22 protein-coding genes are annotated in these 26,668 nt (G+C 55.0%); 21 read left to right on the top strand and 1 reads right to left on the bottom strand.

Annotated elements, in window-relative coordinates:
* Window positions 1–5 precede the first annotated feature (5 nt).
* The 15 genes from ACEUCR_RS11455 (at window position 6) to ACEUCR_RS11525 (ending at window position 19,330) form a co-directional block, all read left to right on the top strand.
* Window positions 6–908 carry a glycosyltransferase gene (locus ACEUCR_RS11455; protein WP_408790236.1) on the top strand — a complete coding sequence of 301 codons (903 nt, stop codon included), beginning with the start codon at window positions 6–8 and terminating at the stop codon, window positions 906–908.
* A 2-nt stretch (window positions 909–910) separates the two neighbouring features.
* Window positions 911–1,942, top strand: a complete 1,032-nt coding sequence (locus ACEUCR_RS11460) for an acyltransferase family protein (protein WP_408790238.1) — start codon at window positions 911–913, stop codon at window positions 1,940–1,942.
* Window positions 1,939–3,132 (top strand): hypothetical protein, encoded by a 1,194-nt coding sequence (locus ACEUCR_RS11465; RefSeq protein WP_408790241.1) that lies wholly within the window; start codon window positions 1,939–1,941, stop codon window positions 3,130–3,132. The genes ACEUCR_RS11460 and ACEUCR_RS11465 overlap by 4 nt, the downstream gene beginning before the upstream one ends.
* A complete protein-coding gene (locus tag ACEUCR_RS11470; RefSeq protein ID WP_408790244.1) occupies window positions 3,129–3,935 on the top strand; it encodes a hypothetical protein in 807 nt (268 codons plus the stop codon). Before ACEUCR_RS11465 ends, ACEUCR_RS11470 begins: the two co-directional genes overlap by 4 nt.
* Window positions 3,875–4,723 carry a sulfatase-like hydrolase/transferase gene (locus ACEUCR_RS11475; protein ID WP_408790247.1) on the top strand — a complete coding sequence of 283 codons (849 nt, stop codon included), beginning with the start codon at window positions 3,875–3,877 and terminating at the stop codon, window positions 4,721–4,723. The genes ACEUCR_RS11470 and ACEUCR_RS11475 overlap by 61 nt, the downstream gene beginning before the upstream one ends.
* 3 nt (window positions 4,724–4,726) lie before the next feature.
* The gene (locus ACEUCR_RS11480; RefSeq protein ID WP_408790250.1) at window positions 4,727–5,641 is read left to right on the top strand and encodes a glycosyltransferase; all 915 of its coding nucleotides are present in this window, start codon (window positions 4,727–4,729) and stop codon (window positions 5,639–5,641) included.
* Window positions 5,638–6,549: an NAD-dependent epimerase/dehydratase family protein gene (locus tag ACEUCR_RS11485; protein WP_408790251.1), complete on the top strand. Its 912-nt coding sequence runs from the start codon at window positions 5,638–5,640 to the stop codon at window positions 6,547–6,549. Before ACEUCR_RS11480 ends, ACEUCR_RS11485 begins: the two co-directional genes overlap by 4 nt.
* Before the next feature lie 3 nt (window positions 6,550–6,552).
* Window positions 6,553–7,104, top strand: a complete 552-nt coding sequence (locus ACEUCR_RS11490; protein ID WP_408790254.1) for a sugar transferase — start codon at window positions 6,553–6,555, stop codon at window positions 7,102–7,104.
* Window positions 7,105–7,148: 44 nt separating this feature from the next.
* Window positions 7,149–9,125: a polysaccharide biosynthesis protein gene (locus tag ACEUCR_RS11495; protein ID WP_408790257.1), complete on the top strand. Its 1,977-nt coding sequence runs from the start codon at window positions 7,149–7,151 to the stop codon at window positions 9,123–9,125.
* Between the two features lie 36 nt (window positions 9,126–9,161).
* The gene (locus ACEUCR_RS11500) at window positions 9,162–10,331 is read left to right on the top strand and encodes a nucleotide sugar dehydrogenase (RefSeq protein WP_429080412.1); all 1,170 of its coding nucleotides are present in this window, start codon (window positions 9,162–9,164) and stop codon (window positions 10,329–10,331) included.
* A 56-nt stretch (window positions 10,332–10,387) separates the two neighbouring features.
* The gene (locus ACEUCR_RS11505; RefSeq protein WP_408790260.1) at window positions 10,388–11,398 is read left to right on the top strand and encodes an NAD-dependent epimerase; all 1,011 of its coding nucleotides are present in this window, start codon (window positions 10,388–10,390) and stop codon (window positions 11,396–11,398) included.
* 159 nt (window positions 11,399–11,557) lie between these two features.
* Window positions 11,558–12,565 carry an LPS O-antigen chain length determinant protein WzzB gene (locus ACEUCR_RS11510; RefSeq protein ID WP_408790262.1) on the top strand — a complete coding sequence of 336 codons (1,008 nt, stop codon included), beginning with the start codon at window positions 11,558–11,560 and terminating at the stop codon, window positions 12,563–12,565.
* Between the two features lie 100 nt (window positions 12,566–12,665).
* On the top strand, window positions 12,666–14,411 hold the full coding sequence (locus tag ACEUCR_RS11515; RefSeq protein ID WP_408790265.1) for a PglL family O-oligosaccharyltransferase: 1,746 nt from the start codon (window positions 12,666–12,668) through the stop codon (window positions 14,409–14,411).
* 156 nt (window positions 14,412–14,567) lie between these two features.
* Window positions 14,568–15,239, top strand: coding sequence for a YceH family protein (locus tag ACEUCR_RS11520; RefSeq protein WP_041996130.1), 672 nt, complete (start codon window positions 14,568–14,570; stop codon window positions 15,237–15,239).
* 242 nt (window positions 15,240–15,481) lie between these two features.
* A complete protein-coding gene (locus tag ACEUCR_RS11525) occupies window positions 15,482–19,330 on the top strand; it encodes an SNF2-related protein (RefSeq protein WP_408790268.1) in 3,849 nt (1,282 codons plus the stop codon).
* A gap of 224 nt (window positions 19,331–19,554) precedes the next feature.
* Here the strand turns inward: ACEUCR_RS11525 and ACEUCR_RS11530 are convergent, their stop codons facing one another.
* Window positions 19,555–20,454: a DNA replication terminus site-binding protein gene (locus tag ACEUCR_RS11530; RefSeq protein WP_408790271.1), complete on the bottom strand. Its 900-nt coding sequence runs from the start codon at window positions 20,452–20,454 to the stop codon at window positions 19,555–19,557.
* 551 nt (window positions 20,455–21,005) lie between these two features.
* Here ACEUCR_RS11530 and ACEUCR_RS11535 point away from each other — a divergent pair.
* The 6 genes from ACEUCR_RS11535 to ACEUCR_RS11560 all read left to right on the top strand — a co-directional run bounded on the left by ACEUCR_RS11535 (window position 21,006) and on the right by ACEUCR_RS11560 (window position 26,489).
* Window positions 21,006–21,215: a DUF1127 domain-containing protein gene (locus tag ACEUCR_RS11535; protein ID WP_111872899.1), complete on the top strand. Its 210-nt coding sequence runs from the start codon at window positions 21,006–21,008 to the stop codon at window positions 21,213–21,215.
* Window positions 21,216–21,453: 238 nt separating this feature from the next.
* Window positions 21,454–22,476, top strand: coding sequence for a succinylglutamate desuccinylase (astE, locus tag ACEUCR_RS11540; RefSeq protein ID WP_408790274.1), 1,023 nt, complete (start codon window positions 21,454–21,456; stop codon window positions 22,474–22,476).
* Between the two features lie 238 nt (window positions 22,477–22,714).
* A complete protein-coding gene (gene pdhA, locus ACEUCR_RS11545; protein WP_408790276.1) occupies window positions 22,715–23,809 on the top strand; it encodes a pyruvate dehydrogenase (acetyl-transferring) E1 component subunit alpha in 1,095 nt (364 codons plus the stop codon).
* Window positions 23,810–23,892: 83 nt separating this feature from the next.
* Window positions 23,893–24,879: an alpha-ketoacid dehydrogenase subunit beta gene (locus ACEUCR_RS11550; protein ID WP_111872901.1), complete on the top strand. Its 987-nt coding sequence runs from the start codon at window positions 23,893–23,895 to the stop codon at window positions 24,877–24,879.
* A 94-nt stretch (window positions 24,880–24,973) separates the two neighbouring features.
* The gene (locus ACEUCR_RS11555; RefSeq protein WP_408790279.1) at window positions 24,974–26,071 is read left to right on the top strand and encodes a dihydrolipoamide acetyltransferase family protein; all 1,098 of its coding nucleotides are present in this window, start codon (window positions 24,974–24,976) and stop codon (window positions 26,069–26,071) included.
* Window positions 26,072–26,279: 208 nt separating this feature from the next.
* Entirely contained in the window at window positions 26,280–26,489 is a 210-nt protein-coding gene (locus ACEUCR_RS11560; RefSeq protein ID WP_005302803.1) for a cold-shock protein, read from the top strand.
* Window positions 26,490–26,668: the final 179 nt, after the last annotated feature.

The raw sequence follows: 26,668 nt of genomic DNA on the forward strand, positions 1-26,668 counted from the left end.
ATAAAATGTCTAGCACACAAGGCTTGGTCAGCATATTGATACCTGTGTTTAACCACGAAAAATATATAGAAGAGTGTTTAACATCGATTATTAATCTGACCTACGCTAACATAGAAGTATTAATATGTGATGATGGATCCATTGATAACTCTCTCTCTATAGTCAAATCGTGGTGTTTGCAACACCCTGGGCTAGATGTAAAGATATTCTCTCAAGAGAATAAAGGCGTATGTCATACATTGAACCGTCTACTCAATGAGGCATCGGGAGAGTTCATCACAATTTGTGCAAGTGATGACGCTTTACTACCAGACAGTATCTCCCTACGTTTGAATGTCATGCACTCTGATCCCGCGATAGAGGCGGTGATTGGCGATGCTGTTGTCATCAATGGTGATTCAGTCGAGGTTAATCGCTCGGCAATGAAGAGTCTCTACAACGCTAATTTTTCTGCGCTAGCTGCCCGGCCATCAAGAGAACTGGTCTTTAACTGGTCTGTGGTGGGGCCAACGTTGCTCGCGAAGCGATCCCTGTATAACAAAATCGGCATGTACGACCCGAGTTTACTGGTTGAGGATAGAGATTTTTACTTGCGCGCCCTGGCAATTAACAGTTTGAAATTTATCCCTGATGTTGTAGCAAAATATCGAGTGCATTCAGATAACGCAAGTAGAAAGTCATTGGCGGCTAGAGCAAATATATGGTATCAAGTCGCGCTGTCAAATGTTAAAAATGCTCCACTATTCAATGGTATTGAGAAATGCTTTTTAAGATCACACAAGGTTGATTTATTTTTACTGTCTTTTAAGCGTAAATCATTAATCTTGATATTGATATTTGGGTTTCGAGCCGCACGGCGAATGATTTTTGGTTTTATATATAAAACCTCTTTACTTTTTAGGCGATAGAAATGATTAGTGGAATTCACTTGCTGAGAGGTCTTGCTGCGTTTTTAGTTCTTATATATCATATATATTACGTGAGCAAAATCTACGTTGAGTATAACATACGGTTATTTGAAGTATTGTATGTTGGTGTGGATATATTTTTCGTCGTCAGTGGTTTTGTGATGTTCTTTATTCTCCATAGAGGCTTGGATAAAGTACCTTTATCGGAATATAGAATTAAATTTATACGGGATCGATTTTTTAGAATTGTACCTCTATATTGGTTTTTTACGATAGTATTCTTTTTAGCCAATAATCTACTATATAATAATGACAATCAAAAGACTTTCAGTTTATTAGAGTTAGTTAAAAGTCTTCTCTTCATACCCTATGGTAGTGATGGCATTGTGTCTCCCCCTGTGCTTGGCGTTGGTTGGACCTTAAATTATGAGGTCCTGTTTTATCTTGTGATATTCATTGCGCTATTAATTACCAGGCATGTTTTTTCAGTGGTGGCGATGACCTTTGTTGGGTTTATGCTACTAGGTTTTTTTGATAGTTATCATAGTTCTATTTATATAACATATATATCTAATCCTATCATTATAGAGTTTCTCTTGGGAGCTTTAATCGCTAATCTATATATCATGAATAAATGCTGGCTAAAGATTACTGCTGTCGCATTAATTTTGACACCAGCTACCTTATTCTTTGTTGGATTAGAAAATTTATCAATAGTAAGTCAAAGAGCTTTAATAGCCGGATCTATTTCCGGTTGCTTGGTATCGATAGCTCTTCTTGCAAGTAGTAAATCCTTTATGAACTTCTCAATTGAAAATCGATTTTTTTATTTTCTGGGTTCATCATCATATATAATGTATCTGATTCATCATCCTATACTGTCTTTTCTGGGGAAGGCATTTAATTATTTCCAAATAACCAATAATGTTATTCTGTTCTATGCAATTTCATGTGTTGTTGTTTACTTTGCGTCATATATAGTAGAAGGATTCTATGATAAACATGTAAAGCCTTACTTTTATAAGGAGGCATGATGCATATACTTTCTATATTGAGCACAGTATTCGTCATTTTTAGCCTAGCTAGATATCTCTATCAAAATCGCTATGCAGCCATAGTGAATCCATTGTTTTGGGTTGTGGTGTTATTTCTATTTTATTTTCAAGTGCCATCTGTTTTTGTCAACGAGATAAATGTATTTTTTGATTGGTTTATCCCGTCGGATGATATTTTTATCTCATTGTTAATATCAAATTCATTTTCAGTTTTTTTTGCATGCCTACTGCTAACTGTTAAAGTAGAAAAAAACTCCATATTAACACAGAATACTAAAACCCACTGCTCTGGTATTATTAAATATATATGGTGGGGGATATCTTTTTACCTGATGTTTGTTGTTATATACAAGTTCCACACTGGAAATATGTATATGAATGATGACTATACAGGTGAAACAGTAGATATATTCAAGCTAAAGAACGTAGCCTACTTGTTACTACCGGTGTCTATATATTGTTTTTTTGATAGGAAAAGTGTGCTTGTATTCGCCCCCAATATATTGCTGGTTGTATTGGATCTATTGACAGGGAGTAGAACGACTGCACTAATAGCAATAGTACCGATGGCTGTATCACTTTGCTTGCACAACAAGAAACTCTATATAATCCCAATAACGATAATGATCTCTGCACTTGTTGTTATTGGTATTATTAGAAGTAGTAATGTGGTACAAGATGTCCCATGGCATTTGAATTCGATTGGTGAATTTAGAGAAACTTATATTACACTACCTTTGTTGATTGGAAATGAGCGATATATTGGTCATGGAGATCTATATACTCTCATTGCATCACCAATGTTAGCATTGCTGCAACCGATGCGTGGAATCATATCCGAATCAACAGTACTTCCTGGTGAGTATATTTATGGTATTGTGGACCGTGGGTACGGATTGGGCGCTAATATAATAACGGAGTCACTATTTTATGGTTATGCACCATTGTTTTTTGTTCCAGTGGTGATTCTATGTATGTGTATGATTGTCAATCACCTTACCTCTAATGCAGATATACCTAAAGTAGCGATCCATATATCAATGTTTATTATATTCATGCGTCTTATCTTTAGAGAGGGAGTTTATTATAATGCCGGCTTGTACCTTTTTGTTTTTGCAGTTTATGTTTTTCCTATTATCATAATAAACAGAATCAGGGTGAGTGAGTGAAATTTTTACTTCCAGATCTAATATTTGGGTTGATGCTATATTTTTTTGTTAGGAGTGTCTTTCCTCGGAGTATTGCAATCGCGCTTAGCTTAGCAATATATTTCGCTGCTTCATCTATCAGTGACATAAAGCAGGAGCATTCAGGTGTGCCTCTTGTTGCTCAGGATATTGTTTTTGCTGGCCAAGGGGTGTCTTTGTATGAGTATATGTCTAGAAGTCTGATATTAACTCTAGTGGTATTGGTATTGGTGTTTTGTTGGGCAATAGTTGCTATCTTTAGAGGTAAAAAAGAGAAGTATACTTTCAGACGATTAACTTTGGCATGTATACTTCCATTTTTTGTGTTATGCAAAGCCTACGGCATAGGTTATGTGAATGAGGTAGTAGAAAAAGGCATTTCTTTTTTAGGATATAATTTCATTGATTATAACTATGCCTCTAACATTCATGAGAATGGATTTTTACTGCATCTGTATCAGACCTCAGAGAATATTCGGGCACCTCAGGCTGGGGTTCATGGATTCTACAAAGAGAAAGAATCAGTTAATGGTCTGAGATATGAGGGTGAAAACCAAGATGTCTTGTTTATTTTGTGTGAAGCTTGCTTTACGAGTCAAGACTCTGCATTTGTAACCCCAATGAGTAAGCTTCATACTCTTGGTTTTTCTCAAGTTACAATGCTCAGCCCTGTGTATGGAGGGGGCACTTCAGAGGCTTACTCACCGGCCTATCATCCAGAGTTATGCCTGGTATCGATTATCAAGCTTATGCTGGCTTATATAGAGATAATGCAGAAACTATAGCAAGTGAGTTTTCCCGTAAGGGCTATGCTACCTTATCATTTCATAATTACTATGATTTCTTCTGGCGCCGTAATACTGTTCACCCAAAGTTTGGTTTTCAGGCTTCATACTTTGTATATAACATGCCACAAGAGTCCTGGACTGGTTTGGGGTTTCCAAAAGATAGTGCTCTGTATGATACAGCCTATAAAGTGTATGATGGCTTGGAGCAAGATAAAAAGGCATTCATGTTCCTTATAACTGTTGAAACCCATGGTAGTTACAAGAATAGTGATAATGATCACGGTGAAGCTAACTATCTATCCAAAATGTCTTCAGCAATGTCCTCTTTAATACCATTCATTCATAAAATGGAAGAAAGGGCAGAAAGTAAAGGACGCTCTCTATCCATATTCATTGTAGGGGATCATAAACCATCATTGGCTCGTGTATTTTATGATAAAGGTATTTTTCCTGATCATGTATTCGATAGCGAGAGATGGTCGAAAGGGGAGTATTTAATAAGACCTTCTCTTGATTATACTGACGAGATGATAATAAATACTGTCCCCATGTTCTTTAAAATCCCCTCGACTGCTGATACGGAAGTGGCGAAAGACTTCATCGAAAACAAACCTTTTTTCTGTTTGCCATCTTTAATGGCTAATATGCTAGAGCGTGGAGCGACTCAAGATTTGTTTTGGTTAAACTTATCAAACGTCTGCGCTAAGGGTGTCAATGACGTTTCTTCAGTGTCTGACTTGAAGGAAATATTTGAGTTGCCTCTGTATTCAGAAAGACTTTTTTAATCTATGTTGGATGATGAAATGTACCCAAAAGTGGCAGTTTTATTAGCTGCATATAATGGTTTGAAATATCTTCCTGAACAATTGGAAAGTATATACGGCCAAGTCGGTGTGCGGGCTAATATATACCTGAGTGTTGATGCGTCAAATGATGGGACCGAAGAGTATATAGCATCGCTTGCTGTTGAAAGAGATGATGTGAGACATCTTGAATTTGGTTCTAAATTTGGTGGTGCGGCAAAAAACTTCTTCCATTTACTCGAGTCGGTAGATTTTTCTGAATATGATTATATCGCTTTGGCTGATCAAGATGATATATGGGAATCTGATAAGCTGGAACGAGGTATCGCAAAAATAAGGGAGAACTCTGTATCGGGTTACTCTAGCAATGTGATGGCGTTTTGGGAAGATGGCCGCGAAGTGATTGTTGAAAAATCTCAGCCGCAAGTTGAATACGATTATTTATTTGAGGCCGCGGGGCCTGGCTGTACTTATATAATGGATCTATCTCTCGCATGTGATATTCAGCAGTTTATAAAGAAGCATAATGACTCGGTTAAAAATATTGATTTGCATGACTGGTTTATATATGCATACGCTCGCTCCTCAAAGAGGAAGTGGTTTATAGATTCATATCCTGGAATGCGATATCGTCAGCATGGGGGCAATCAAGTTGGCGCTAACAATAGCCTTCTAGCAGCGAGAAGACGGTGGGGGTTGATAAAATCCAGATGGTACTATGGTGAAATAGTTAAAATATCAACCCTGTTAAATATGAGTGCTGACCCGTTCATTCGAACCTGTCTTTTTGGTGGTTATATGGGAGGCGTCTATCTTGCTTTTCATGTAAATAAAGTTAGGCGTCGTACAAGAGATCGATGGGCGCTTGCTTTGGTCTGTCTTCTGGGGGTATTTTCATGAGAGTTGCAGTGACAGGAGCAAATGGTTTTTTGGGTGCTGCGCTCAGTAAATATTTGCTCAGCAAGTCTATCGATATAGTGAGAATACAGCGTTGTAGTGGAGGAGACTACATAATTGATGATATAAATGCTGATACCAATTGGTCTCCTGCGTTGGAACAGTGTGATACTGTTATTCATGTGGCCGCGAAGGTCCATACTCCAAGCAATGGAGTGAATGGGTTAGCATCCTTTATGGAGGTTAATCGGGATGGTACTTTGAATTTGGCTCGTCAAGCGGCAGCACTAGGGGTAAAGCGTTTTATATTTATTAGCACCATAGGTGTTCATGGAACAAAGACGAATGGTCAGCCATTTAATGAAGCGTCACCTCGTCAACCCCACTCAGATTATGCAAAGTCAAAGAATGAAGCCGAACTTGGTTTGAAAAAACTATCCCTCGATACAGGGATGGAAGTTGTTGTCATCAGACCAACCTTGATATATGGGCAAGATGCTCCGGGAAACTTCAATCGCTTGGTTAAATTGATTAAATGCAGTCCTATCCTCCCTTTTGCTCTGTGTAATAACAAAAGAAGTTTTATTTCCGTCAATAATCTTTGTGATTTCATTTTTACTTGTGTCGTTAACCCTGATGCTGCCAATCAAGAGTTTGTGATATCCGATGGTCGTGCAGTTTCAATTAGTGAGTTTACTAATTGTATTGCTGGCGCACTCGGAAAGAAAATATTTCAGTTACCCATTCCTGTATCTCTCATGTTAAGCTCGGCAAAAATTTTTTCTTGTTCATTTCAAGCCGAGCAATTGTTGTGTGATTTGGATGTCGACATAACAAAATCAACATCTTTACTTAAATGGATGCCACCAGAAACCATGGCTGTGGCTATATCAAAAATAAAAAGTGAGTAAAATATGATCCGTTTATTAGATATCATCTTGTCTTTTTTAGGACTTTTTTTTCTATTCCCAATACTTGTATTGCTGATGTTGGCTGGTTTGTTTGATACTGGCTCTCCTCTCTTCTGCCAAACGAGAGTAGGCAGGAACAAAAAACCATTTGTCTTGGTTAAATTTAGAACGATGAAGCTTGATACTGCTTCTGTCGCTAGTCATTTGGCAAGTTCTTCTTCGATCACTCCTTTTGGGCGCTTCTTGCGCAAAAGCAAATTGGATGAGTTACCTCAATTGTGGAATGTATTGAAAGGAGAAATGAGTTTGGTCGGTCCAAGACCTTGCCTTTATAACCAGGATGAGTTGATTGACGCGAGGGACCAACTCGGCGTGTTTCAGGTTAGGCCTGGTGTTACGGGATTGGCTCAAGTAAGTAACATTGATATGTCTACCCCTGCGCTTCTAGCGAAAACTGATGCAGAGATGATTAGTTCTCTTTCGGTAAGCAGTTATTTCAATTACATACTCCAGACTGCTATAGGAAAAGGTGCCGGGGATAGGGTAAAACCCTGACATAGTCTATTTCTGTAATTTTAAGCGTTGATAGGTATACACTAATGCTTACATATTTCTTGGGTCTTTCACGGACCTTGAAGAGGGTGGTATCAATTTTAATAGATGCTTGCTTGCTGGGCATCGCATTTTGGGGGGGATATTGGGTTAGGCTAGATACCGGTATGCCTTTTGATAGCTTGCTGCATTGGGAACTTCTGGCAGTCTTAGTTCCTGTCACCGTATTGATATTTGCCAAGCTTGGATTGTATCGTGCAGTTTTACGCTATGTAGGCTTCAAAGTACTATGGACAGTATCACTGGGTGTATTTCTGTCTACGATGTCACTCGTCATGCTTGCATTTTTCTTCGAAGCATTCTTGCCAAGGACTGTATCTGTTATTTATTTCTCTTTCGCCATACTACTGGTGGGCGGGGTCAGGCTATTTTTCAGGATGCTGGTTAATAGAGGGCAGGCTAGCCGTATCCCTGTATTAATATATGGTGCCGGTTCATCTGGGCGACAACTTCAATTGGCCTTGAATCAAGGTCAGGAATTTTTCCCTGTTGCATTTGTTGATGATTCTCCGACTTTAAGAAAAACGATGATACAGGGTATCAATGTCTATTCTCCCGATCTTATCGGAGAGCTTATAGCACGGTTTGATATCAAGAAAATACTGTTGGCAATCCCCAGTGCCTCTCGTTCTGTGCGTCAAGCCGTTATACATAGATTGGAACACTTCCCTTGTGAGGTTCTTTCTATTCCAGGTATGGCTGATTTGGTGGGGGGCCATGCCTTGATTGATGAGCTAAAAGAGGTGTCTATCGAGGACCTTTTGGGGCGAGACCCTGTGGACCCAATATCTGGGTTGTTAAATGCCAATATTAGTGGCAAGCGAGTCATGGTAACTGGTGCTGGCGGTTCGATTGGATCTGAGTTGTGCCGGCAAATTGTATTTTGCAAGCCGCAAAAACTTGTGTTGTTTGAGCTTTCCGAGTATGGGTTATATGCAATCGAAAAGGAACTGAATGAGCTATGTAAGAATAATAATCTCAGTGTTGACATCATTCCATTACTCGGCTCCGTGCAGCGCCAACATAGACTGAGTGCTGTGATGGAAAGTTTTTCTATTCAGACCGTATATCATGCCGCCGCATATAAACATGTTCCTCTCGTGGAGTATAATGTTGTCGAGGGGGTGAGAAATAATGTCTTTGGTACTCTTTATTGTGCTCAAGCCGCAATAGAGGCCGGTGTGGAAACTTTCGTTCTGATTTCAACAGACAAGGCTGTTCGTCCGACGAATACTATGGGGGCAACAAAGCGTCTAGCTGAACTTGTTTTGCAGGCACTCGCTTCAGAACAACATACGACTCGTTTCTGTATGGTGAGGTTTGGCAATGTCCTGGGTTCGTCGGGATCGGTAGTTCCTTTGTTTCGTCAGCAAATTCTTCGCGGTGGTCCTATTACCGTCACGCATCCCGACATTATTCGATATTTTATGACAATTCCCGAAGCCTCTCAGCTAGTCATCCAGGCTGGGGCTATGGGTGCGGGGGGGGATGTGTTTGTGTTGGATATGGGCAAGCCGGTGAAAATACTGGACCTTGCTCATAGAATGATCCGTTTGAGTGGTCTTACGTTAAAAGATGAGCTCAATCCAGAAGGTGATATAGCCATTAACATCACGGGTTTACGTCCGGGGGAAAAGCTTTTTGAAGAGTTGTTGATTGGTGATGACGTACAAGGTACTAGCCATCCTCGCATCATGACGGCTCGCGAGGGCATGTTGCCTTGGGAAAATCTTCGTGAATATCTTGTGAGCCTGGATGAGGCCTGCCACGCCTTCGAACATGACCGGATCCGAAGTATATTGCTAAGCGCACCAATAGGTTTTAAACCCACAGATGATATTTGTGATCTTGTTTGGCACTCGCGCCAAGAAAACAAGCAAGACATAATAAAACCTCATACTCACGGGATTAATTTCTTAACGGCGGAATCCCATGTGTCTGGTCACAACCAAGGAGGGATTTGATATCATGGTCCTTCATATCATTTTAATAGGCTGCATATGGTGAAAATTGCCGTAGCGGGGACCGGCTATGTCGGTCTGTCCAATGCCGTGCTGCTTGCCCAGCACAACGAAGTGGTCGCTCTCGACCTGGTGGCAGAGAAAGTTGCGCTCATCAATCAGGGCAAATCCCCCATCGCAGACAAGGAGCTGGAGCACTATCTCGCCCACATCCCCCTCAATCTGACGGCGACCCTGGACAAGCATCAGGCTTATCAGGGGGCGGATTTTGTCATCATAGCGACGCCGACCGACTACGATGCCGACACCCACTACTTCAACACCCGCTCGGTGGAGGCGGTGATCCGGGATGTGATGGCCATCAATCCGACGGCCGTCATGGTGATCAAGTCCACCGTGCCCGTGGGCTACACCAAGGCGATTCGCGAGGAGCTGGGCTGCGACAACCTGATCTTCTCCCCCGAGTTCTTGCGAGAGGGGCGGGCGCTCTATGACAACCTGCACCCCTCGCGCATCATAGTGGGTGAGCGTTCCGAGCGGGCCGAGCGTTTCGCCGCCCTCCTGCAAGGGGGGGCCATCAAGCAGGATGTGCCGCTGCTCTTGACCGACAGCACGGAAGCCGAAGCGATCAAGCTGTTCGCCAATACCTATCTCGCCATGCGGGTCGCCTATTTCAACGAGCTGGACACCTATGCCCAGACCCATGGTCTGGACAGCCGTCAGATCATCGAAGGGGTGGGACTGGACCCACGGATCGGCACGCACTACAACAACCCTTCCTTCGGCTATGGTGGCTATTGCCTGCCCAAGGACACCAAGCAGTTGCTGGCCAACTACGACGATGTGCCCAACAACCTGGTGCGGGCCATCGTCGATGCCAACACCACTCGCAAGGACTTCATCGCCGATTCCATCATTCGTCGCGGCCCCAGGGTGGTCGGGGTCTATCGCCTGATCATGAAATCGGGGTCAGACAACTTCCGCGCCTCCGCCATTCAGGGGGTGATGAAGCGCATCAAGGCCAAGGGCATAGAGGTGGTGGTGTTTGAACCCGCCCTCAAGGAGCAGAGCTTCTTCAACTCCCGGGTCATCACCGACCTGGAGGCGTTCAAGCAAGTCTCCGATGTGATCCTCTCCAATCGCATGGCTGGCGAGCTGGCCGACGTGGCGGACAAGGTCTATACCCGCGATCTGTTTGGCAGCGACTAACCCGTGCATGGGACGCCGCGCAGTCGCCCCGTGCAACCGTCTTGAAGGACAGAGTTATGAAGTATCTGGTCACCGGCGCCGCCGGGTTCATCGGATTCCATCTGGTGCAGCGCCTGTGTGCTGACGGCCATGAGGTGGTCGGTATCGACAACCTCAACGACTACTACGAGGTGAGCCTCAAGGAGGCGCGCCTGGCCCGCCTTGCTCCTCTGGCGGGGTTTCGTTTCATCAGGCTGGATCTGGCCGATCGCCCCGGCATGGCCCGGCTGTTTGCCGAGCAGGGCTTCGAGCGGGTGGTGCATCTGGCCGCCCAGGCCGGGGTGCGCTACTCCCTTGACAACCCGTTTGCCTATGCCGACAGCAACCTGGTGGGCCAGCTGACGGTGCTGGAAGGGTGTCGTCACCATGGGGTGGGGCATCTGGTCTATGCCTCTTCCAGCTCGGTATACGGTCTCAACGACAAGATGCCGTTTGCCGCCACGGACACAGTGGATCACCCCATCTCCCTCTATGCCGCCACCAAGAAGGCCAACGAGCTGATGGCGCACAGCTATGCCCATCTCTATGGCATTCCCACCACTGGCCTGCGCTTTTTCACCGTCTACGGTCCCTGGGGTCGTCCCGACATGGCGCTGTTCAAGTTCACCAGGGCGATCCTGGCGGGGGAACCCATCGATGTCTACAACCAGGGGCAGCTGTCCCGGGACTTCACTCATGTGGATGACATCGTCGAGGGGATAGTGCGGGTGGCGGATAAGGTGCCGCAGGTCAGCCCGGGCTGGACCCCGAGCCAGGGGCGCACCGACATGAGCTCGGCACCCTATCGCCTGTTCAACATTGGCAATGGCAGCCCGGTGCGGTTGCTGGACTTTATCGAGGCGCTGGAGCAGGCCATCGGCCAGCCCGCCATCAAGCACATGATGCCGATGCAGCCGGGTGACGTGCATGCCACCTGGGCCGATACCCAGGGGTTGTTCGAGGCTGTCGGCTATCAGCCGCAGATGACGGTGGCGGCGGGTGTGAAAACCTTTGTCGACTGGTATCGTGACTATTATCGGCAAGCCTGACCCCGGGCTGGCCCGTCGCGACCCTGGCGGCGGGCCTGCCCATCCAGTTTCCAATAAGAGAAATGTGACAATATGAGCAATCAAGAACCTACCTTGACACAGTCCCAACCTGATCTGCCCCAGGGATGGGTGTCGACTCGACCTGGTCGTGAGGTCGACTTGCGCGACCTGATCCTGACGCTCTGGCGTAGCAAGCTGCTGATCCTCTGCGTTGCCGGTCTGTTTGCGGCGGGCGGCATCGCCTATGCGCTGCTGGCCCCCCAGGTGTGGGTCAGCCAGGCCGAGATCAAGCAGCCCACCCTCAAGGAGATAGAATCCCTTGAGCTCAACATCAACCAGTTGATGAACGCCCAAGTGCCAGAGACCGCCTTCACCGCCTTCGAGAAGAAGGCGCTCTATGAGGATTTCGTCAACAACTTCAACAGCTTCAACAACAAGCGCCAATTCTTGCTGGAGAAAGGCTATCTGGACGCCGAAGCGGCGCGGCACGAGGTCACGGACGGCAAGGGCAAGCGGCTGCTGCTCAGGCAGATGGCTGAGGGGATAGATGCGAGGGCGCCGGACAAAGCGAAGGAAGATGTCGTCCTCTCCTTCGCCGCGAGCACGGCAGAGGAGGCCAAGGCACGACTGGAGCAGTACATCGACTTTATCCAGGCCCAGGAGTCCGCTGCCAAGGGCAAGGAGCTGGATACTCTCTGGCGCAACCGCATCAAGACGTTGCAGAGCCAGTATGAGAGCGCCAGGGCCGATACCCTCAAGCAGCTGCAAGATGACATTCTGCGCACCGAATACAGCCTGCGCATCAGCCAGGCGGCGGGGATAGAGACGCCGGTGCAGAACCTGCAAAACAGGGACAGCTTTGCCATCGATCTGGGGGCTCGGGCCCTGGCCGAGAAGCTCAAGGTACTCAAGGAGATCAAGAACCCGGAGTTCATGAATTCGGACATCGGCGATCTGCGCCTGCAACTGAGCAGTCTGCAGGCCATCAAGCTGGAGGCGCTGCCGTTCCATTCCTTCGCCTATCAAGCCTCGCCGACCGAGCCTCTGTCTCGGGACAAACCCAAGCGGCCTCTGGTGGTGGTGCTGGCCACCCTGCTCGGCGGCATGCTGGGGGTGGGCATAGTGCTGGTCCGTTTCGCCTTTCGCGAGCAAGGCGGCGCCAGGTAATCGAAGTCAGTGATGATACGAGGGGGGCGCAAGCCTCCTTTTTTATTTCTGCGACAAAGGGTTATGCTGGGTGGATAGACAATCTCAGGAAGCTGGCCGGATGCTGGAAAAAGGATTCTTTGGGCTCTTAGCGCTCTATCTGCTGCTGGGGATGCACTTTTTCATGCACAACCCCGGGGGGGCCGGGCTCTATCTGCCCTTCAACGCCTGGGGTTGGGTGTTTGCCAGCCTCGCCATCGGCGCCGGGCTCTGGCAAGTCACCCTGAGCCAGCGTCTGGTCTGGTCGCCGCTGCTGCTCTGGCTCTGGGTCGGCGGTCTGCTGTTGCTGTTGCCCATGGCCTATCCCGGCTTTGCGCTCAAGGATTACGCCATCCCCAGACTGCTGGGGCTCTTTGCCGGCCTGCTGTTTCTCACCAGCCTCTATCAATGGCCGCCAGCGGGCCAGCGCCGCGAGCGTTTGCTCTATCTGGTGCTCGGCGCGGTCGCCATCGAGGCGCTGCTCGGCCTGGTCGAATATTACCTGCTGACCCCGGGCAACTGGCTCGGGTACGACACCCGGGCCAATCGCCCCTACGGCATCTTCCAGCAACCCAATGTGATGGCGAGCTTCATGGCCACCGGCCTGGTGCTGGCGGCCTGGCTTGAGGGGGAGGGGAGGCTTGCCGGGCGCTGGCTGCGGGCACTGCGCCAGGGGCTGCTGCTGGTCTGCCCCTTGTTGTTGGTGGTGCTGCAATCCCGGGTGGGGCAGCTTGGCGCCCTGTTGGGGCTGCTGCTCCTGCTGCCCATGTTGCGGGAGCGCAAGCTGGCGGCCAGGGTGCTGCTGCTGGTCGCCCTCGGCCTCCTGCTCGGGTTGGCATCCCAGTATCTGATTGCGGGGGTGAAGAGAGGGATTGAGGTCTATCAGTCCGGCGGCATGCGCTCCGTCTACTGGCCTTATGCCATCAAGCTCATCATGCACTCCCCCTGGACGGGATGGGGCTATGGCAGCTTCGAGTCCGTCTTCCTGCACCAATACATGGCAGACAAGGCATTGGCGCCAGAGATGGTGCAGATTGAATACAACCTGGATCACCCCCATAACGAATTTCTCTACTGGGCGGTGGAAGGAGGCATAGCCCCCATGCTGGGCATGCTGCTGATGGGGGCGGCCCTGCTGTGGCGCCTCGGCCAGAGTCGCTGGCGCCAGGGGCTGGCCCTGCTGGCCCTGGCGCTGCCCATACTGCTGCACAGCCAGACCGAATACCCCTTCTATCACGCCATCGTCCACTGGTGGGTGCTGCTGCTGATCATCTACCAGATAGACAGCGAGATAGAGGCGACAGCCCCCAGCCCCGGCTGGCATCAGAGTGTCTATCGCCCCTGGCTGCTGCTGCGCTTTCTGGCCATCGGCATCCCCCTGCTGGTGGTGCCCTTCATGCTGACTGCCATCCACACCGCCTGGGTGGTGACCCAGTACGAGCGAGGAGGCTACAAGGAGCCGGCCCTGTTGCTGAAGGTGATCAACCCCATGGCCTGGCTCACCCGGGTCGAGTTCGACGTCAACTCGGTGCGGCTGGCGGTGGGCTTGCAGGGGGGCAACCGGCAGGAGTTGGCGGCCTATCTGGCCTGGGGAGAGGCGTTCGTGCGCCACACCCCCCGCGCCAACATCTACGCCAACATGATAGTGGCCCTCGAGGCCCTGGGGCGGCGCGAGGAGGCCGAGTCCCTGCGTCAGCAGGCCCTGGTACTCTACCCGGCCGATGCCCTGCTGCGGGGCAAGTCGGCTTCGGTGGCCAGAGCGCTGGAGAGGCGGGCCGCCCCTGTGGTTGCTTCACCGGCGCAGCCGTTGGTCAATAAAGCGCCATAAAAGGCCTTTTCTTGTGGGTTTCTTCCAACCCCGTGCTGCTTGTTTCGCCAAGGCCATGGTCTTATCGCAAAATCGGGGTGCCGGGCTGGATCCCGGGAGTGGCCGCGATAAGATAGGGGTCAGATGCTAATGTCTTGTTTATAAAGGGAGTCTGCAATGGAGTTGGTATTAGGCCCATTAGAAGCTCGGGTGATTGGTTGCCTCATCGAGAAGGAGATCAGCACGCCGGATCAATACCCCTTGTCCCTCAACGCCCTGGTCAACGCCTGTAACCAGAAGAGCAACAGAGACCCTGTGCTCGAGCTCGGCGAGCTGGAGATCCGCGCCGTGGTGGACGAACTGGTCCGCAAGCGGCTGGTGGTCAACACCGCTGGCTTCAACGCCCGGGTGCCCCGTTATCAGCACCGATTCTGCAACACCGAATTTGGCGACCTCAAGTTCAATGCCCAGGAGCTGGGAGTAGTCTGCGAGCTGCTGCTGCGCGGTCCCCAGACCCCGGGGGAGCTGCGCTCGCGCACCAACCGGCTCTGCCAGTTCGACGATGTGACCCAGGTCGATGCCGTCCTGAACAGGCTCATCGAGCAGGGGCCCTATGTGGTCAAGCTGGCCCGAGAGCCCGGCAAGCGCGAGTCCCGCTTCGCCCATCTGTTCAGTGGCGAGGTGACAGGTGCGGCCCTGGAGCAGGGGCTGGATGCTCGTGCTCAGCCCGAGGGAACGGCCCAGGGCTCCCCCTTGCATGATCGCCTGGCTTCCCTGGAGGAGGAGGTGAGCCTGCTGCGGGATCAGGTGGCGGCCCTGACGGCGCGCCTGGATGCGATGACCGCCTGATCGCCCCCGGGGGAGAGGGCCATCTGCACCCTCTCCCCCGTACCTGGCGGCCGGGCCGCTCCCGTCCTGGTGCCCGCTGTCGTGCCCCTGCTCCTTCCAGACCCGGCGTCGTGCCTTCGGGCCATTCCCCTGCGGCGGGCTCGAGGCGCAAGGCATTTAATTTGCGTTATTTCATGGTTAAGGGTCGAGCCGGCGGCGCTTTCCCGTTAAAATTCCGCTTTTGCTCCTTCGCGTGAGTCTTGATGTCTGCACCAACCTTGTCTCCAGATTGTTATGCCTTGCTCGGCGAGCTGCAGTTGCAGCGCGCCGCCAGTACCCGCTATCTGCAGGAACAGCTGCCGCTGGGTCAGGTATTGATCGACAGGTTGACGGCGCTCCATGACCTTGGCCTCATTCGGCAGCGGGGCGAACAGCTCTGGAGCCTGAGCGCCGAGGGCTGCCTGGCGCTGATCCTGGGGGTGCGGCAGGGGCTCTGTCCCATGCCGGACTGGTCGCGGGTCTCCTCCCTCACCGGGCAGGATCCGGGCCAGGCCCTGGTTCGCTCCCTCTGTCTGGGTCGGGAGGGGGAGGTGCCCGGCTATGTCAATGGCGCCGATCTGCTGGCATTGCTCGAGTTGCCCGATGCCCAGGCCCTGCTGGCCGAGGCCAGCCCCCAGTGGCAGCGACTGCTGCTCGAACACCTGGCCCTGCAGGCCTGCCTGGATGCCTCCCCTGGCCCCTGGCCGTTGGCCGGGGCGGCGCTCGCCCCCGAGCTGGGCACCGCCCATCGCCAGCTGGCCGCCCAGTGGCATTGGCTGTGCGAGGAGCAGGGAGCGGCGGCCCCCTTCACCGATCTGCCCGATGATCCCCATCACTGGCCCGAGCTGATGGCCCTGACCGCGGCCGGCGGTGACGCCCCCCTGGCGCCGAGCCTGATGAACGCCCTCGACCTGTGGCAGGGGCGCCATGGCAAGGGGCGTTATCCGGCAAACTTCCTGACCCTGCTCTGGCTTGGCTGGCTGCAACAGGCCGATCCCGAGCTGGCCAGTGCCGAGCGCAAGCGGTGGCAGAAGAGTCTGGGGCCGCAACAGGCCCTGTTGCAGGATCTCATCGCCCAGTGGGCGGGGGAGCGCCATGGCCAGGCGGTGGGATTGTTTGACACCCTGCAACTGCCCGCCGACGAGCTGCACTGGGGTTACCTCTGGCTCGATCTCTGCGCCCTGGCTCGTCACGGCAGCCAGAGCCCTCAGGTCGCCATCCTGCACAAATGGGATCTGGAGGCGCTGCTCGCCAGCGCGCCCCGCCATCGATTGATGGGCTTTTGCCTGGACTTGCTGCGCCAGCTGCTGGGTAAACCGGCCCGGCTGGGACCCCTCGATCGCCTGCAACCGGACCCGCAACAGGGGGATGAGGAAGACGAGGAAGACGACGAGGGCAAGGGTGCCGCCTCGGCGAGCTGGCTCAACTGGCTGCAGGGGCTGGGCCGTGCCAGCGGGGTGCGCAAGAACAAGGAGCAGCTGGTGTGGCTGCTCCATGCCGAGGGGCCCGAGCTCGAATGCAAGATCCAGAAGCAGAGCACCAAGGGGGAGTGGACCGCGGGGCGCAGGGTCGATCCCGCCCTGCTCTCCAGCCAGTATGCGGCCCTGCTCGATGAAGCGGACTGGGCCTTGGTGCGGCTGCTGCCGCGCAACATGAACCGGCTGCCGGACGAGGTCTGGCCCGTGCTCGCGACCCATCCCCGCCTGCTCAACGCCAAGGGGCAGAAGCTGCAACTGGCCCTGAGCGCCCCCCTGTTGCAGATAGTGGCCGAGGGGGACGGGATGCGCGGCGTGCTCAGCCCGGCCCAGGCCGGCAAGGGGGCCCACATAGTGCCCCTGGCTCAGGACTTGTGGCAGCTGATGCTGACCCCCCCCGGCCTGCTGCCCTTGCTGCCTGCCCTGTCGGCGATCCCGCCCCTGCCGGGAGAGGGGCTCGCCACCTTGCAACAGACCCTCAATGGCATCCCGGGGCTGCCCTGGCACAGCGAGGTGCCTGGGCTCGAGGGCAATGCCGAGTTAAAACCCTGGCCCGGGTTGGCTTCGGTGGAGCTGGACTGGCAGGAGGGGCAGCTCGCGGTTCGCCTGGTTACCCGGCTCGATGATGCACCCGCCCTGGCCCTTGGCAAGGGGGAGGCGGTGGTGCGTCAGGGGGTGAAGGAGTCCCTCTACTGGGCGCGGGATCTGGCCGAGGAGAAGCGGGAAGCCCAGTGGCTGCGCAACCAGCTGCCCATGGACTTGCCCGGCACCGAATGGCTGCTGCAGGGGGAGCAGGCGCTCACCTTGGTCAACGCCCTGCCCGAGCTGGTGGAGCGGCAGGTGCGCATCCATTGGCATCAGGACAGTGCCCGGCTCAAGAGCTTGGACGAGGCGGCCCTGAGCCTGCGCATCGAGCGGCGCCAGGATTGGTTCCAGGTCGAGGGGGCCCTCAGCCTGGATGAACACGAGGTGCTGGATCTGCGACTCATCCTGCGCCAGCTCGCTCCGGGTCAGCGTACCGTCCAGCTCGACGAGCAGACCAGTCTGGTGCTGAGCGACAAGCTGGTGGAGCGGCTCACCATGCTGGGGGCCATGCTCGACGAGGAGCAGAGGGTCAACACCCGGCTCGCCTACCCCCTGACCCGATTGCTCTCGGTGATCAGCACCCAGGGAGACAGCGCCTGGCAGGCGCTGCAGGCCGAGTGGCAGCAGGAGGTGGACTGTCCCCCCGAGCTGCTTACCCCGCTGCGGGATTATCAGAAGGAGGGGGTGCGCTGGCTGGCGACCCTGGCCCATCACGGCTTTGGCGCCTGCCTCGCCGACGACATGGGCCTGGGCAAGACCCTGCAGGCGCTCATCGTGCTGCGCATGCGCCAGCAGCTGGGCCCGGCCCTGGTGGTGGTGCCCAAGTCAGTGGTCACCAACTGGCAGGAGGAGGTGGCCCGCTTCGCCCCCGAACTGGAGGTGATCACCTTCGAGCCCGGAGTGGATCGGGAGGGGCAGATTGCCAACGCCAGGGCGGGCCAGCTGGTGCTGGTCAACTACGGCATGCTGGGGGGGCTGGCCGCGGCGCTCAAGGGGCGTCACTGGGCAAGTATGGTGCTGGATGAAGCCCAGCAGATCAAGAATGCCGGTACCCAGCGCGCCAAGCTGCTGTTCCAGCTCGACGGCGATTTTCGTCTCGCCCTCTCCGGCACTCCCATAGAGAACCATCTGGGGGAGCTGTGGAGCCTGTTCACCTTTATCAACCCCGGCCTGCTCGGCAGCCTCGGGGAGTTCAAGCGCCGCTTTGGCAAGGCGGTGAAGGATCCCGAGCACATGGCGCTGCTGCGGGCCGTGATCAGCCCCTTCATCCTGCGCCGCCTCAAGCAGCAGGTGCTGACCGAGCTGCCGGACAAGACGGAGATAGTGCATCACATCAGCCTCTCCGCCGAGGAGCGCCAGCTCTACGAGGCGACCCGGCGCGAGGTGGTGCAGCAGGTGCAAAGTGCCGACGGCCGCGCCCTGATGCACGTGTTGAGCGGCCTGACCCGGCTGCGCCGGCTCTGCTGCTCTCCCTCCCTCATCATGCCGACCTGGGCCCATAGCAACAGCAAGCTGGACGAGGCCATGGCCCTGCTGGACGAAGCCATCGACGGCGGCCATCGGGTGCTGGTGTTCAGCCAGTTCGTCGATTTGCTGAGCCTGCTGCGGGATCGCATCGCCAAGCGGGGCTGGGATTACTGCTACCTGGACGGCGGCTGCTCCGCCAAGTCCCGCCAGGAGTCTATCCTGCGCTTTCGCAACGAGCCGGTGCCGCTGTTCCTGATCAGCCTGAAGGCGGGGGGAACAGGGCTCAACCTGACCCAGGCCGATACCGTGCTGCACCTGGATCCCTGGTGGAACCCGGCGGTGGAAGATCAGGCCAGCGATCGGGCCCACCGCATGGGGCAGACCCAGCCGGTGACCGTCTATCGCCTGGTGTGCGAGCAGACGGTGGAGGAGAAGATAGTGGCCCTGCACGACGAGAAACGGGCCCTGGCCGATGGCTTGCTGAGCGGCCAGTCCGAGGTGAAGGGGCTGGATGTGGAGAGCCTGCGCGCCCTCTTGATGGGGTGATGGAAGGGGATGCGGCCCTCGCTGTCCTGCGCCCCCGGCGTGGCGGCAGCGAGGGCCGTTTTGCATCTGCTCTCTCTCTTGCCTTGCCCGGCGCCAGCGGGTCGCGGCTCCCCAGGTGGGCGGCGATGACAGGCGGCTGATTCCTGACGCCACTGCCCGGCTCTGTTCACGCCTGCGCTTTCAGCAAGGGCGTTGTCCCGCCGCGGTAGCGAATGCTCACCGCCTCAGTCTAGGGGCTCGTATAGATAGAGATGAAGCCGCTCTATGAGAGGGCGCTCCCCTATCTTGCGATCCCGCCTCGGCTGGCGCAGCTTGGGGGGATAGTGGCCCAGGGGCTTGATGGCGGGGGAGGCGTCGGCGCACAGCAGCAGGGGGAGGCTCGCCTTGATCTGCTGCTTTCTCGGCTCCCTGTCCCGCCAGAGCAGGTTGATCATGGGGTGGGTCTTGACCGGGCGACGAATGCGCAGCTCGCTGTCGGCGGACAGGCGGCGGATATCGTAGATCTCCTTGTCCACCATCTGCTGCCACTGCTGTGGGTGGGAGAGGGCGGGCACATAGCGGCGACTGCGCTCCAGCATGGCGATCACCTGCTCCCGGCTGAGTCGGCTGATGGTCTGCTTGTCTGCCCAGGTGAAGCCGAGTGAATGGAGATCCCCCGCCAGCAGGGTGAGCTGGCGGTAGATCTGCAAGGTGATGACCCCGGGCAGGGCGTTGTGGACCAGCTCGAACTTCTCGTCTCGGCCTCCCGCCTGCTGCACCAGCGCCTTGAAGGCCAGCTTGCTGCGGTTTATCTCCTCGATCAGCGGGACAAGCAGGGGGGCGGCCTCGGCCGGCAGCCGCAGCCAGCCAGGCAGGCGCTGGGTGGATTTGGTCGAACAGCCGGGACGGGCCCCATGATGCTGGTAGGCGGCGAGTGCGGCCGCCCGGGCCGCCTCTCCCTCGAGCAGCCCCACCTCTATCTCGCTGATGGGGTCATGCTCCTGTCCCTGCAACACGGGGGGCAGGGGATAGACCTGTGCCTCCAGCAGGGGGAGGCGGGCGATCCGGCTCGCCAGCTCGGCCAGCAGGCTCTCCAGTTCGCTCATCTGCTGGCGCAGGGCGGCTTGGGGGGTAAAGGTGGCCATGATTCGACTCTCGGTAAAGGGGGAAGGGGCACCTTAGATGCGGTGCGCGTCATCGCATAACTGTATAAATAGACAGTGTTCGGTGTCAACCCGAGCCGGGATCGACCCAGAGGCGAGAGGAGGGCAAGGGCCTGTGGCGGGATGTGCGGGCCTGGGGTGGCAGGGATAAAATGAGAGTTAAACGGTGCTCGTTTGATGGACCCTGATCATGTAATGAAATGGTACATTTGTTGATATCTGGCAACACCTTACGATCAACTATGCAGCATTTTTACTGTGCTAGGGATGCCTCCTCCCTGGCCCGGAACCTGGGGGCTGCATAAGCGCAAAGATAAAATGCATAGTTAACCCGAGGTCGGGGAGCACAATCTGCTGTTTGCGCCGAAATGGGCGGAGGTGTTTTTATTTTTCTTTTAAATTCAATTTGTTATATAAAAATATCACCCTGGTGTCGCCATTAGTTTTCCTAATGCACTGTATCAAAATTCGTCAATTGAGACAGGGGGAGACAGCTCCTAAGCTTGCGGCAACCAAATGAGAGGAGCCGCACCATGGCCAACATGACCTACACCCAAGCCGGTTACCAGCAGTCCAGCGAGCTGAACCTGGCGACTCGCGCCAAACAGACCTTCCTGACTTGGCTGGAACGCAGCCGCAGCCGTCGCCAGCTCTCCGAGCTGCCCGCCTATCTGCTCAAGGATATCGGCCTGAACGAAGCCGACCGCTATCAGGAAACCAGCAAGCCGTTCTGGCGTGGTTGATTGACCTGGCATGGATGCCTCGTTTCTCTCCTCGCCTCACCGGCCCCCGGCCAACCTCCTGTTCCCCTGAATGCTCCCTCGTTTACCCCCTTGCTCTGCCCCGCACTCTGATGACTGCATGGCGCTCGTTCCCCCTTGCATTGTTATGCTAATGATTGAATTTGTTTAAAAAATTGTTTTTAAGGCAGGCCGCTGCCGTATAATCTGCGCCATCGACAGTGACAAGATGGTGAAACGGATGATCCCTCAACATGACTTCCTGGCGCTGAGTCGCCGCCACGAATGGCAGCTCGATCCCTTCTCTTTTTCCCTGGCCGATGGGGCCCTGGCGCAGGTGTGGGATACCGGTGTGATCTGCATCGAGCCGGCCCAGGGCCTGCGCGCCGATCCCGGCAAGGAGATAGTGCTCTCCTGTGGCATTCACGGTAACGAGACGGCCCCCATCGAGCTTTGCAACCAGCTGCTCGGCAAGCTGCTCGGGGGAGAGCTGAGCGCCCGCCATCGGGTCCTGTTTCTGTTTGGCAACCCGGCGGCCATGAACCTGGGGGTGCGGGAGGTCGAGGAGAACATGAACCGGCTGTTCAGCGGTGCCCACAGCAAAGGGGAGGGGCTGTGCAACCGGGAGCGGATCCGCGCCATGCGTCTCGAACAGTATGTGTCCCGCTTCTACTCCGACTCCGGGGCCGAGCGACTGCATTATGATCTGCATACCGCCATCCGCGGCTCCCGTCACGAGAAGTTCGCCGTCTACCCCTTCCCCCACGAACGCCCCTACAGCCAGGAGCAGATCCGCTTCCTCGGTGCCTGCGGGGTGCGCACCATCTTGCTCTCGAACGGCCCCACTACCACCTTCAGCTATTACAGCGCCCACCAGCATGGCGCCCATGGTTTCACGGTGGAGCTCGGCAAGGTGCGTCCCTTCGGCGAGAATGACATGACCCGCTTCATCGAGGCCAGACAGGCGTTGCAGGAGCTGGTCTGCGAAGAGCGCGTCCGGCTGGAACCCTGGCGGCCGGAGGATTTCAACATCTTCACCATCGATCGGGTGATCAACAAGCGCACCGCGGATTTTCGCTTCCTGTTTGCCAGTGATGTCGACAATTTCACCGAATTTCCGCAAGGTTTCGTGCTGGCGGAAGATGGCGATCTGCGCCATGTGGTGGAGCAGGAGCGGGAGGCCGTGGTCTTCCCCAATGCCAATGTCGCCATCGGCCAGCGTACCGTGCTGCTGGTGGTACCGACCCGGTTGTGGGATGCCTGACCCCCCAGGGGTGACCCCCTTGGCGGGGAGCGGCCTTGCGGCCACATGATGCAAGGAGGAGCCGGGAGAGGCTCCTTTTTTGTTGCCAGTCCATCAGACCAACCGGCTGCTTTTCAACCAAAATACAGAGGATATCGCTGGGGTTATTTGCTTTTGCCACATTGCGCTTTGGTTAACATACTGTTTACATTTTAAGGGTCACCTCTGGTGGTGACGTAACCACGGCAAGGAGCCAGTTATGACCCATGTCGACATCCCTTTCCTTCGTTACCTCGATGAGGAGGGGCGCCCGGTCGCCACACTACCGACCTGGCTGGACAAGGAGCTGCTGCACACCTTCTACCGCAACATGGTGATGGTGCGCAGCTATGACAAGAAAGCCATCGCGCTGCAACGTACCGGCAAGCTGGGGACCTTCCCCTCCCATCTGGGGGCCGAGGCGGTCGGGATTGGCGTCGGTCTCGCCATGCAGGTCCAGGACGTCTATGTGCCTTACTACCGCGACATGCCGACCCTGTTCGTGCGCGGCGTGCCCATGGAAAAAAATCTCCAGTATTGGGGCGGCGATGAGCGGGGCAGCGTCTTCAACAAGCCAGACGGCACCCCCTCCGAAGATCTGCCCATCTGTGTGCCCATCGCCACGCAAGTGACCCATGCCTGTGGGGTGGCGGCCGCCTTCAAGCTGCGTCAACAAGCCAGAGTGGCCGTGGTCACCATCGGCGATGGCGGCACCTCCAAGGGGGACTTCCTCGAGGGGCTCAACTGCGCCGGCGTCTGGCATCTGCCCATGGTGATGGTGATCAACAACAACCAGTGGGCCATTTCGGTGCCGCGCAAGCTGCAATCGAGTGCCCCCACCTTAGCCCAGAAAGGCATTGGTGCCGGGGTGCCCAGTATCCAGGTCGATGGCAACGACGTGCTCGCCGTCTACGATGCCACCCTGACGGCGGTGGAGCGGGCTCGCGCTGGCAAGGGGCCCACCCTGATCGAGGCCATCAGCTACCGGCTCGGTGACCACACCACGGCGGACGATGCGACCCGTTATCGCGACGCCGCCGAAGTCGAAGCGGCCTGGGCGAAGGAGCCGGTCAAGCGGCTGCGCCAGTTCATGGTCGAGCGCGGCTGGTGGGACGAGTCCCGGGAACAGACCCTGCTGAGCGAAGCCGCCAGCCAGGTGGAGCAGGCGGTGGCAGCCTATGAGGCCATGACGGCCCAGCCGCCGGAATCGCTCATCGATTACCAGTTTGCCGAGCTGCCCCGGGATTATCTCGGTCAGCGCCAGCGCATCATCGACAAGGCCATGGCCGGGCAGGGAGGGCGATCCTATGAATAAGCCGAGGACACAGGAAGGTATCCCTCTGTTCGTGCCGGGCGTGGACCTGTCGTCTTGCATCGAATCTGGCGAGGAGGCATGCCATGAGTGACATGACCCTGCTCGAGGCAGTCAACCTGGCCCTGCATCACGAGATGGAGCAGGACCCGGACGTGGTGGTACTGGGGGAAGATGTGGGGGTCAACGGCGGCGTGTTTCGTGCCACCGTCGGTCTGCGTGACAAATTTGGCTTCAAGCGGGTGATAGACACGCCCCTAGCGGAAGGATTGATCGCCGGGGTGGCGGTCGGCATGGCGACCCAGGGGCTCAAGCCGGTGGCCGAGTTCCAGTTTCAGGGATTCGTCTTCCCCGGCATGGAGCAGATCGTCTGCCAGGCGGCGCGCATGCGCAATCGCACCCGGGGGCGCCTGAGCTGCCCCATCGTCTATCGCTCTCCCTATGGGGCAGGCATCCACTCACCCGAACACCACAGCGAGAGCGTCGAGGCGCTGTTTGCCCACATCCCGGGGTTGAGGGTGGTGATCCCATCAAGCCCCAAACGGGCTTATGGCCTGCTGCTGTCAGCCATCCGCTGCCCGGATCCCGTGATGTTCTTCGAGCCGGATCGCATCTATCGCGCCATGAAATCGGACGTGGTGGACGATGGTGTGGGCCTGCCGCTGGACGTCTGCTTTACCCTGCGTTCCGGCCATGACCTGACGGTGGTGGCCTGGGGCGCCTGTCTCCTGGAGGTGATGAAGGCGAGCCAGATCCTCAGTGAAGAGGGCATCCAGTGCGAGGTGCTGGATCTGGCCACCATCAAGCCCCTGGACATGGCGAGCATCCTTGCCTCGGTACGCAAGACGGGTCGCTTGCTGGTGGTCCATGAGGCGTGCGGCAGCTTCGGGGTGGGCGCAGAAATAGTGGCCAGGGTCACGGAGGAGGCGCTCCCCAGTCTCAAGGCGCCCCCCAGGCGTCTGACCGGTGTCGATGCCGCCGTGCCTTATTACCGCAATGAGGAGCACTACCTCATCACGGAACAGGATATAGCCCAGGCGGCTCACCAGCTGATGGAGAACAAATGGCGATGACACGTTTCACAATGTGGCGATCTGGCCGCCCATCAACAAAGCGCCATGAGGGTGTTCAGCATGTGGTGATGTCCCAGCGGATGGAGAAAGGGTCATGAAATATTTCAAATTACCGGATCTTGGCGAAGGGCTGGCCGAGGCGGAGATCGTGGAGTGGAAGGTGGCCGCCGGGGATGAGGTCAAGGTGGATCAGGTGCTGCTCTCGGTCGAAACCGCCAAGGCGCTGGTGGATGTGCCTTCCCCGGTCAATGGCGTCATTGCCCGGCTCTGTGGCCAGGAGGGAGATATATTGCACATCGGCGCCCCCCTGGTGGAGTTTGAGGGAGGCGAAGACGACGGCACCGTGGTCGGCAAGGTGAGCAGCACTCAGCAACACATGGAAGATCACTTCGTGGCCGGGGTGTTGGCGTCCGGCGGGCAACTGGTACAGGCGATGCCTGCGGTGCGCCTGCTGGCTCAGCAGCTGGGGGTGGAGATCAACGGCCTCAAGGGCAGCGGTGCCGGTGGCCTGGTGCTGGAGCAGGACGTGCAGCTGGCGTTCGAGGCCCAGCAAGGCAGCGGCAACGAATTTCTCAAGGGGGCACGCCGGGCCATGGCCAAGGCAATGGAACATTCCCACCGTACCGTGGTGCCGGTCAGCATCACGGACGAGGTCGACCTGCGCGCCTGGCGAGCCGATGAAGATGTGACCGTGCGCCTCATCAAGGCCATCGGAGTCGCCTGCCGCGCCGAGCCTTCGATGAATGCCTGGTTTGATGGGGAGACCCTGTCGCGGCGCCTGTTTGATGAGGTCAATGTGGCGATCGCGGTGGATTCACGCCATGGACTCTATGTCCCCGTGATGGAGAATGTGGCCGAGCGCGAACCCGCCGACATTCGCCAGGGGCTGGATCGCATGATAGCGGACGTCAAGGCGCGGGCCGTACCGAGGGAGATGCTGCAGGGGGCCACCATCACCCTCACCAACTTCGGTGCCATTGCCGGTCGCTATGCCAGCCCGATCGTGACCCCGCCCCAGGTGGCCATCGTAGGGGCCGGCACCCTGTTCGAAAAGGTGGTGTTCGTGCAGGGAGAGGCGCGACCGATCAGGGCGTTGCCATTGTCGATGACGTTTGATCACAGGGCCTGTACCGGCGGCGAGGCGGCGCGCTTCCTCAAGGCGCTGGTGCAGGCGCTGGAAGCGGCGAGTTGATAGTCGCTGTGCCCCGCGTTGGCGGGGCACAAATATGTTTGCGTAATGAGCAAAGCCACGTATAATCAATCGAGCTTGAAAAAGGCGATGTTTATGTCAATGAATACGATGTCCTGCATCTTTTCCTGTTGTTCATAAGTCACTCCCTCTTTCGAAGCTTTGTCCGCCTTTCAAGGCACGAGTAATTTTTGAATACAGGTTTATAGATATGTCTAACATGATCACCGGTACCGTTAAATTCTTCAACGAAACCAAAGGCTTCGGCTTCATCCAGCAAGAAAACGGCCCGGATGTGTTCGTACACTTCAGCGCCATTCAAGGTAACGGCTTCCGTACCCTGGCTGAAGGTCAGCGCGTACAGTTCTCCGTGACCCAAGGTCAGAAAGGCCCGCAGGCTGAGAACGTAACCGCTCTGTAATTGTTACAGAATTTAAGAAAGCCGTGGTGCCTCAGGTACCACGGCTTTTTGTTTTTCTGGCATCCAGGCGACCGTCATGGTGTGGCATGCGCCACGCTGGCGGGCGATGCAAGCAGCCGTTTCCAGGCTCTTCATAGTGCCATGGAGAGCAAGGTATGTTCCGCCAGCTCTGGCGCGTC

Origin of the sequence: Aeromonas bivalvium, assembly GCF_046078285.1 — a bacterium.
GTDB classification, from domain to species: domain Bacteria; phylum Pseudomonadota; class Gammaproteobacteria; order Enterobacterales; family Aeromonadaceae; genus Aeromonas; species Aeromonas bivalvium.

Coding starts and splice junctions, on each gene's coding strand:
- ACEUCR_RS11455 (WP_408790236.1), top strand. CDS start 6: ATGTCTAGCACACAAGGCTTGGTCAGCATATTGATACCTGTGTTTAAC.
- ACEUCR_RS11460 (WP_408790238.1), top strand. CDS start 911: ATGATTAGTGGAATTCACTTGCTGAGAGGTCTTGCTGCGTTTTTAGTT.
- ACEUCR_RS11465 (WP_408790241.1), top strand. CDS start 1,939: ATGATGCATATACTTTCTATATTGAGCACAGTATTCGTCATTTTTAGC.
- ACEUCR_RS11475 (WP_408790247.1), top strand. CDS start 3,875: ATGCCTGGTATCGATTATCAAGCTTATGCTGGCTTATATAGAGATAAT.
- ACEUCR_RS11480 (WP_408790250.1), top strand. CDS start 4,727: ATGTTGGATGATGAAATGTACCCAAAAGTGGCAGTTTTATTAGCTGCA.
- ACEUCR_RS11485 (WP_408790251.1), top strand. CDS start 5,638: ATGAGAGTTGCAGTGACAGGAGCAAATGGTTTTTTGGGTGCTGCGCTC.
- ACEUCR_RS11490 (WP_408790254.1), top strand. CDS start 6,553: ATGATCCGTTTATTAGATATCATCTTGTCTTTTTTAGGACTTTTTTTT.
- ACEUCR_RS11495 (WP_408790257.1), top strand. CDS start 7,149: ATGCTTACATATTTCTTGGGTCTTTCACGGACCTTGAAGAGGGTGGTA.
- ACEUCR_RS11500 (WP_429080412.1), top strand. CDS start 9,162: ATGGTGAAAATTGCCGTAGCGGGGACCGGCTATGTCGGTCTGTCCAAT.
- ACEUCR_RS11505 (WP_408790260.1), top strand. CDS start 10,388: ATGAAGTATCTGGTCACCGGCGCCGCCGGGTTCATCGGATTCCATCTG.
- ACEUCR_RS11515 (WP_408790265.1), top strand. CDS start 12,666: ATGCTGGAAAAAGGATTCTTTGGGCTCTTAGCGCTCTATCTGCTGCTG.
- ACEUCR_RS11520 (WP_041996130.1), top strand. CDS start 14,568: ATGGAGTTGGTATTAGGCCCATTAGAAGCTCGGGTGATTGGTTGCCTC.
- ACEUCR_RS11525 (WP_408790268.1), top strand. CDS start 15,482: ATGTCTGCACCAACCTTGTCTCCAGATTGTTATGCCTTGCTCGGCGAG.
- ACEUCR_RS11530 (WP_408790271.1), bottom strand. CDS start 20,454: ATGGCCACCTTTACCCCCCAAGCCGCCCTGCGCCAGCAGATGAGCGAA.
- ACEUCR_RS11535 (WP_111872899.1), top strand. CDS start 21,006: ATGGCCAACATGACCTACACCCAAGCCGGTTACCAGCAGTCCAGCGAG.
- astE (WP_408790274.1), top strand. CDS start 21,454: ATGATCCCTCAACATGACTTCCTGGCGCTGAGTCGCCGCCACGAATGG.
- pdhA (WP_408790276.1), top strand. CDS start 22,715: ATGACCCATGTCGACATCCCTTTCCTTCGTTACCTCGATGAGGAGGGG.
- ACEUCR_RS11550 (WP_111872901.1), top strand. CDS start 23,893: ATGAGTGACATGACCCTGCTCGAGGCAGTCAACCTGGCCCTGCATCAC.
- ACEUCR_RS11555 (WP_408790279.1), top strand. CDS start 24,974: ATGAAATATTTCAAATTACCGGATCTTGGCGAAGGGCTGGCCGAGGCG.
- ACEUCR_RS11560 (WP_005302803.1), top strand. CDS start 26,280: ATGTCTAACATGATCACCGGTACCGTTAAATTCTTCAACGAAACCAAA.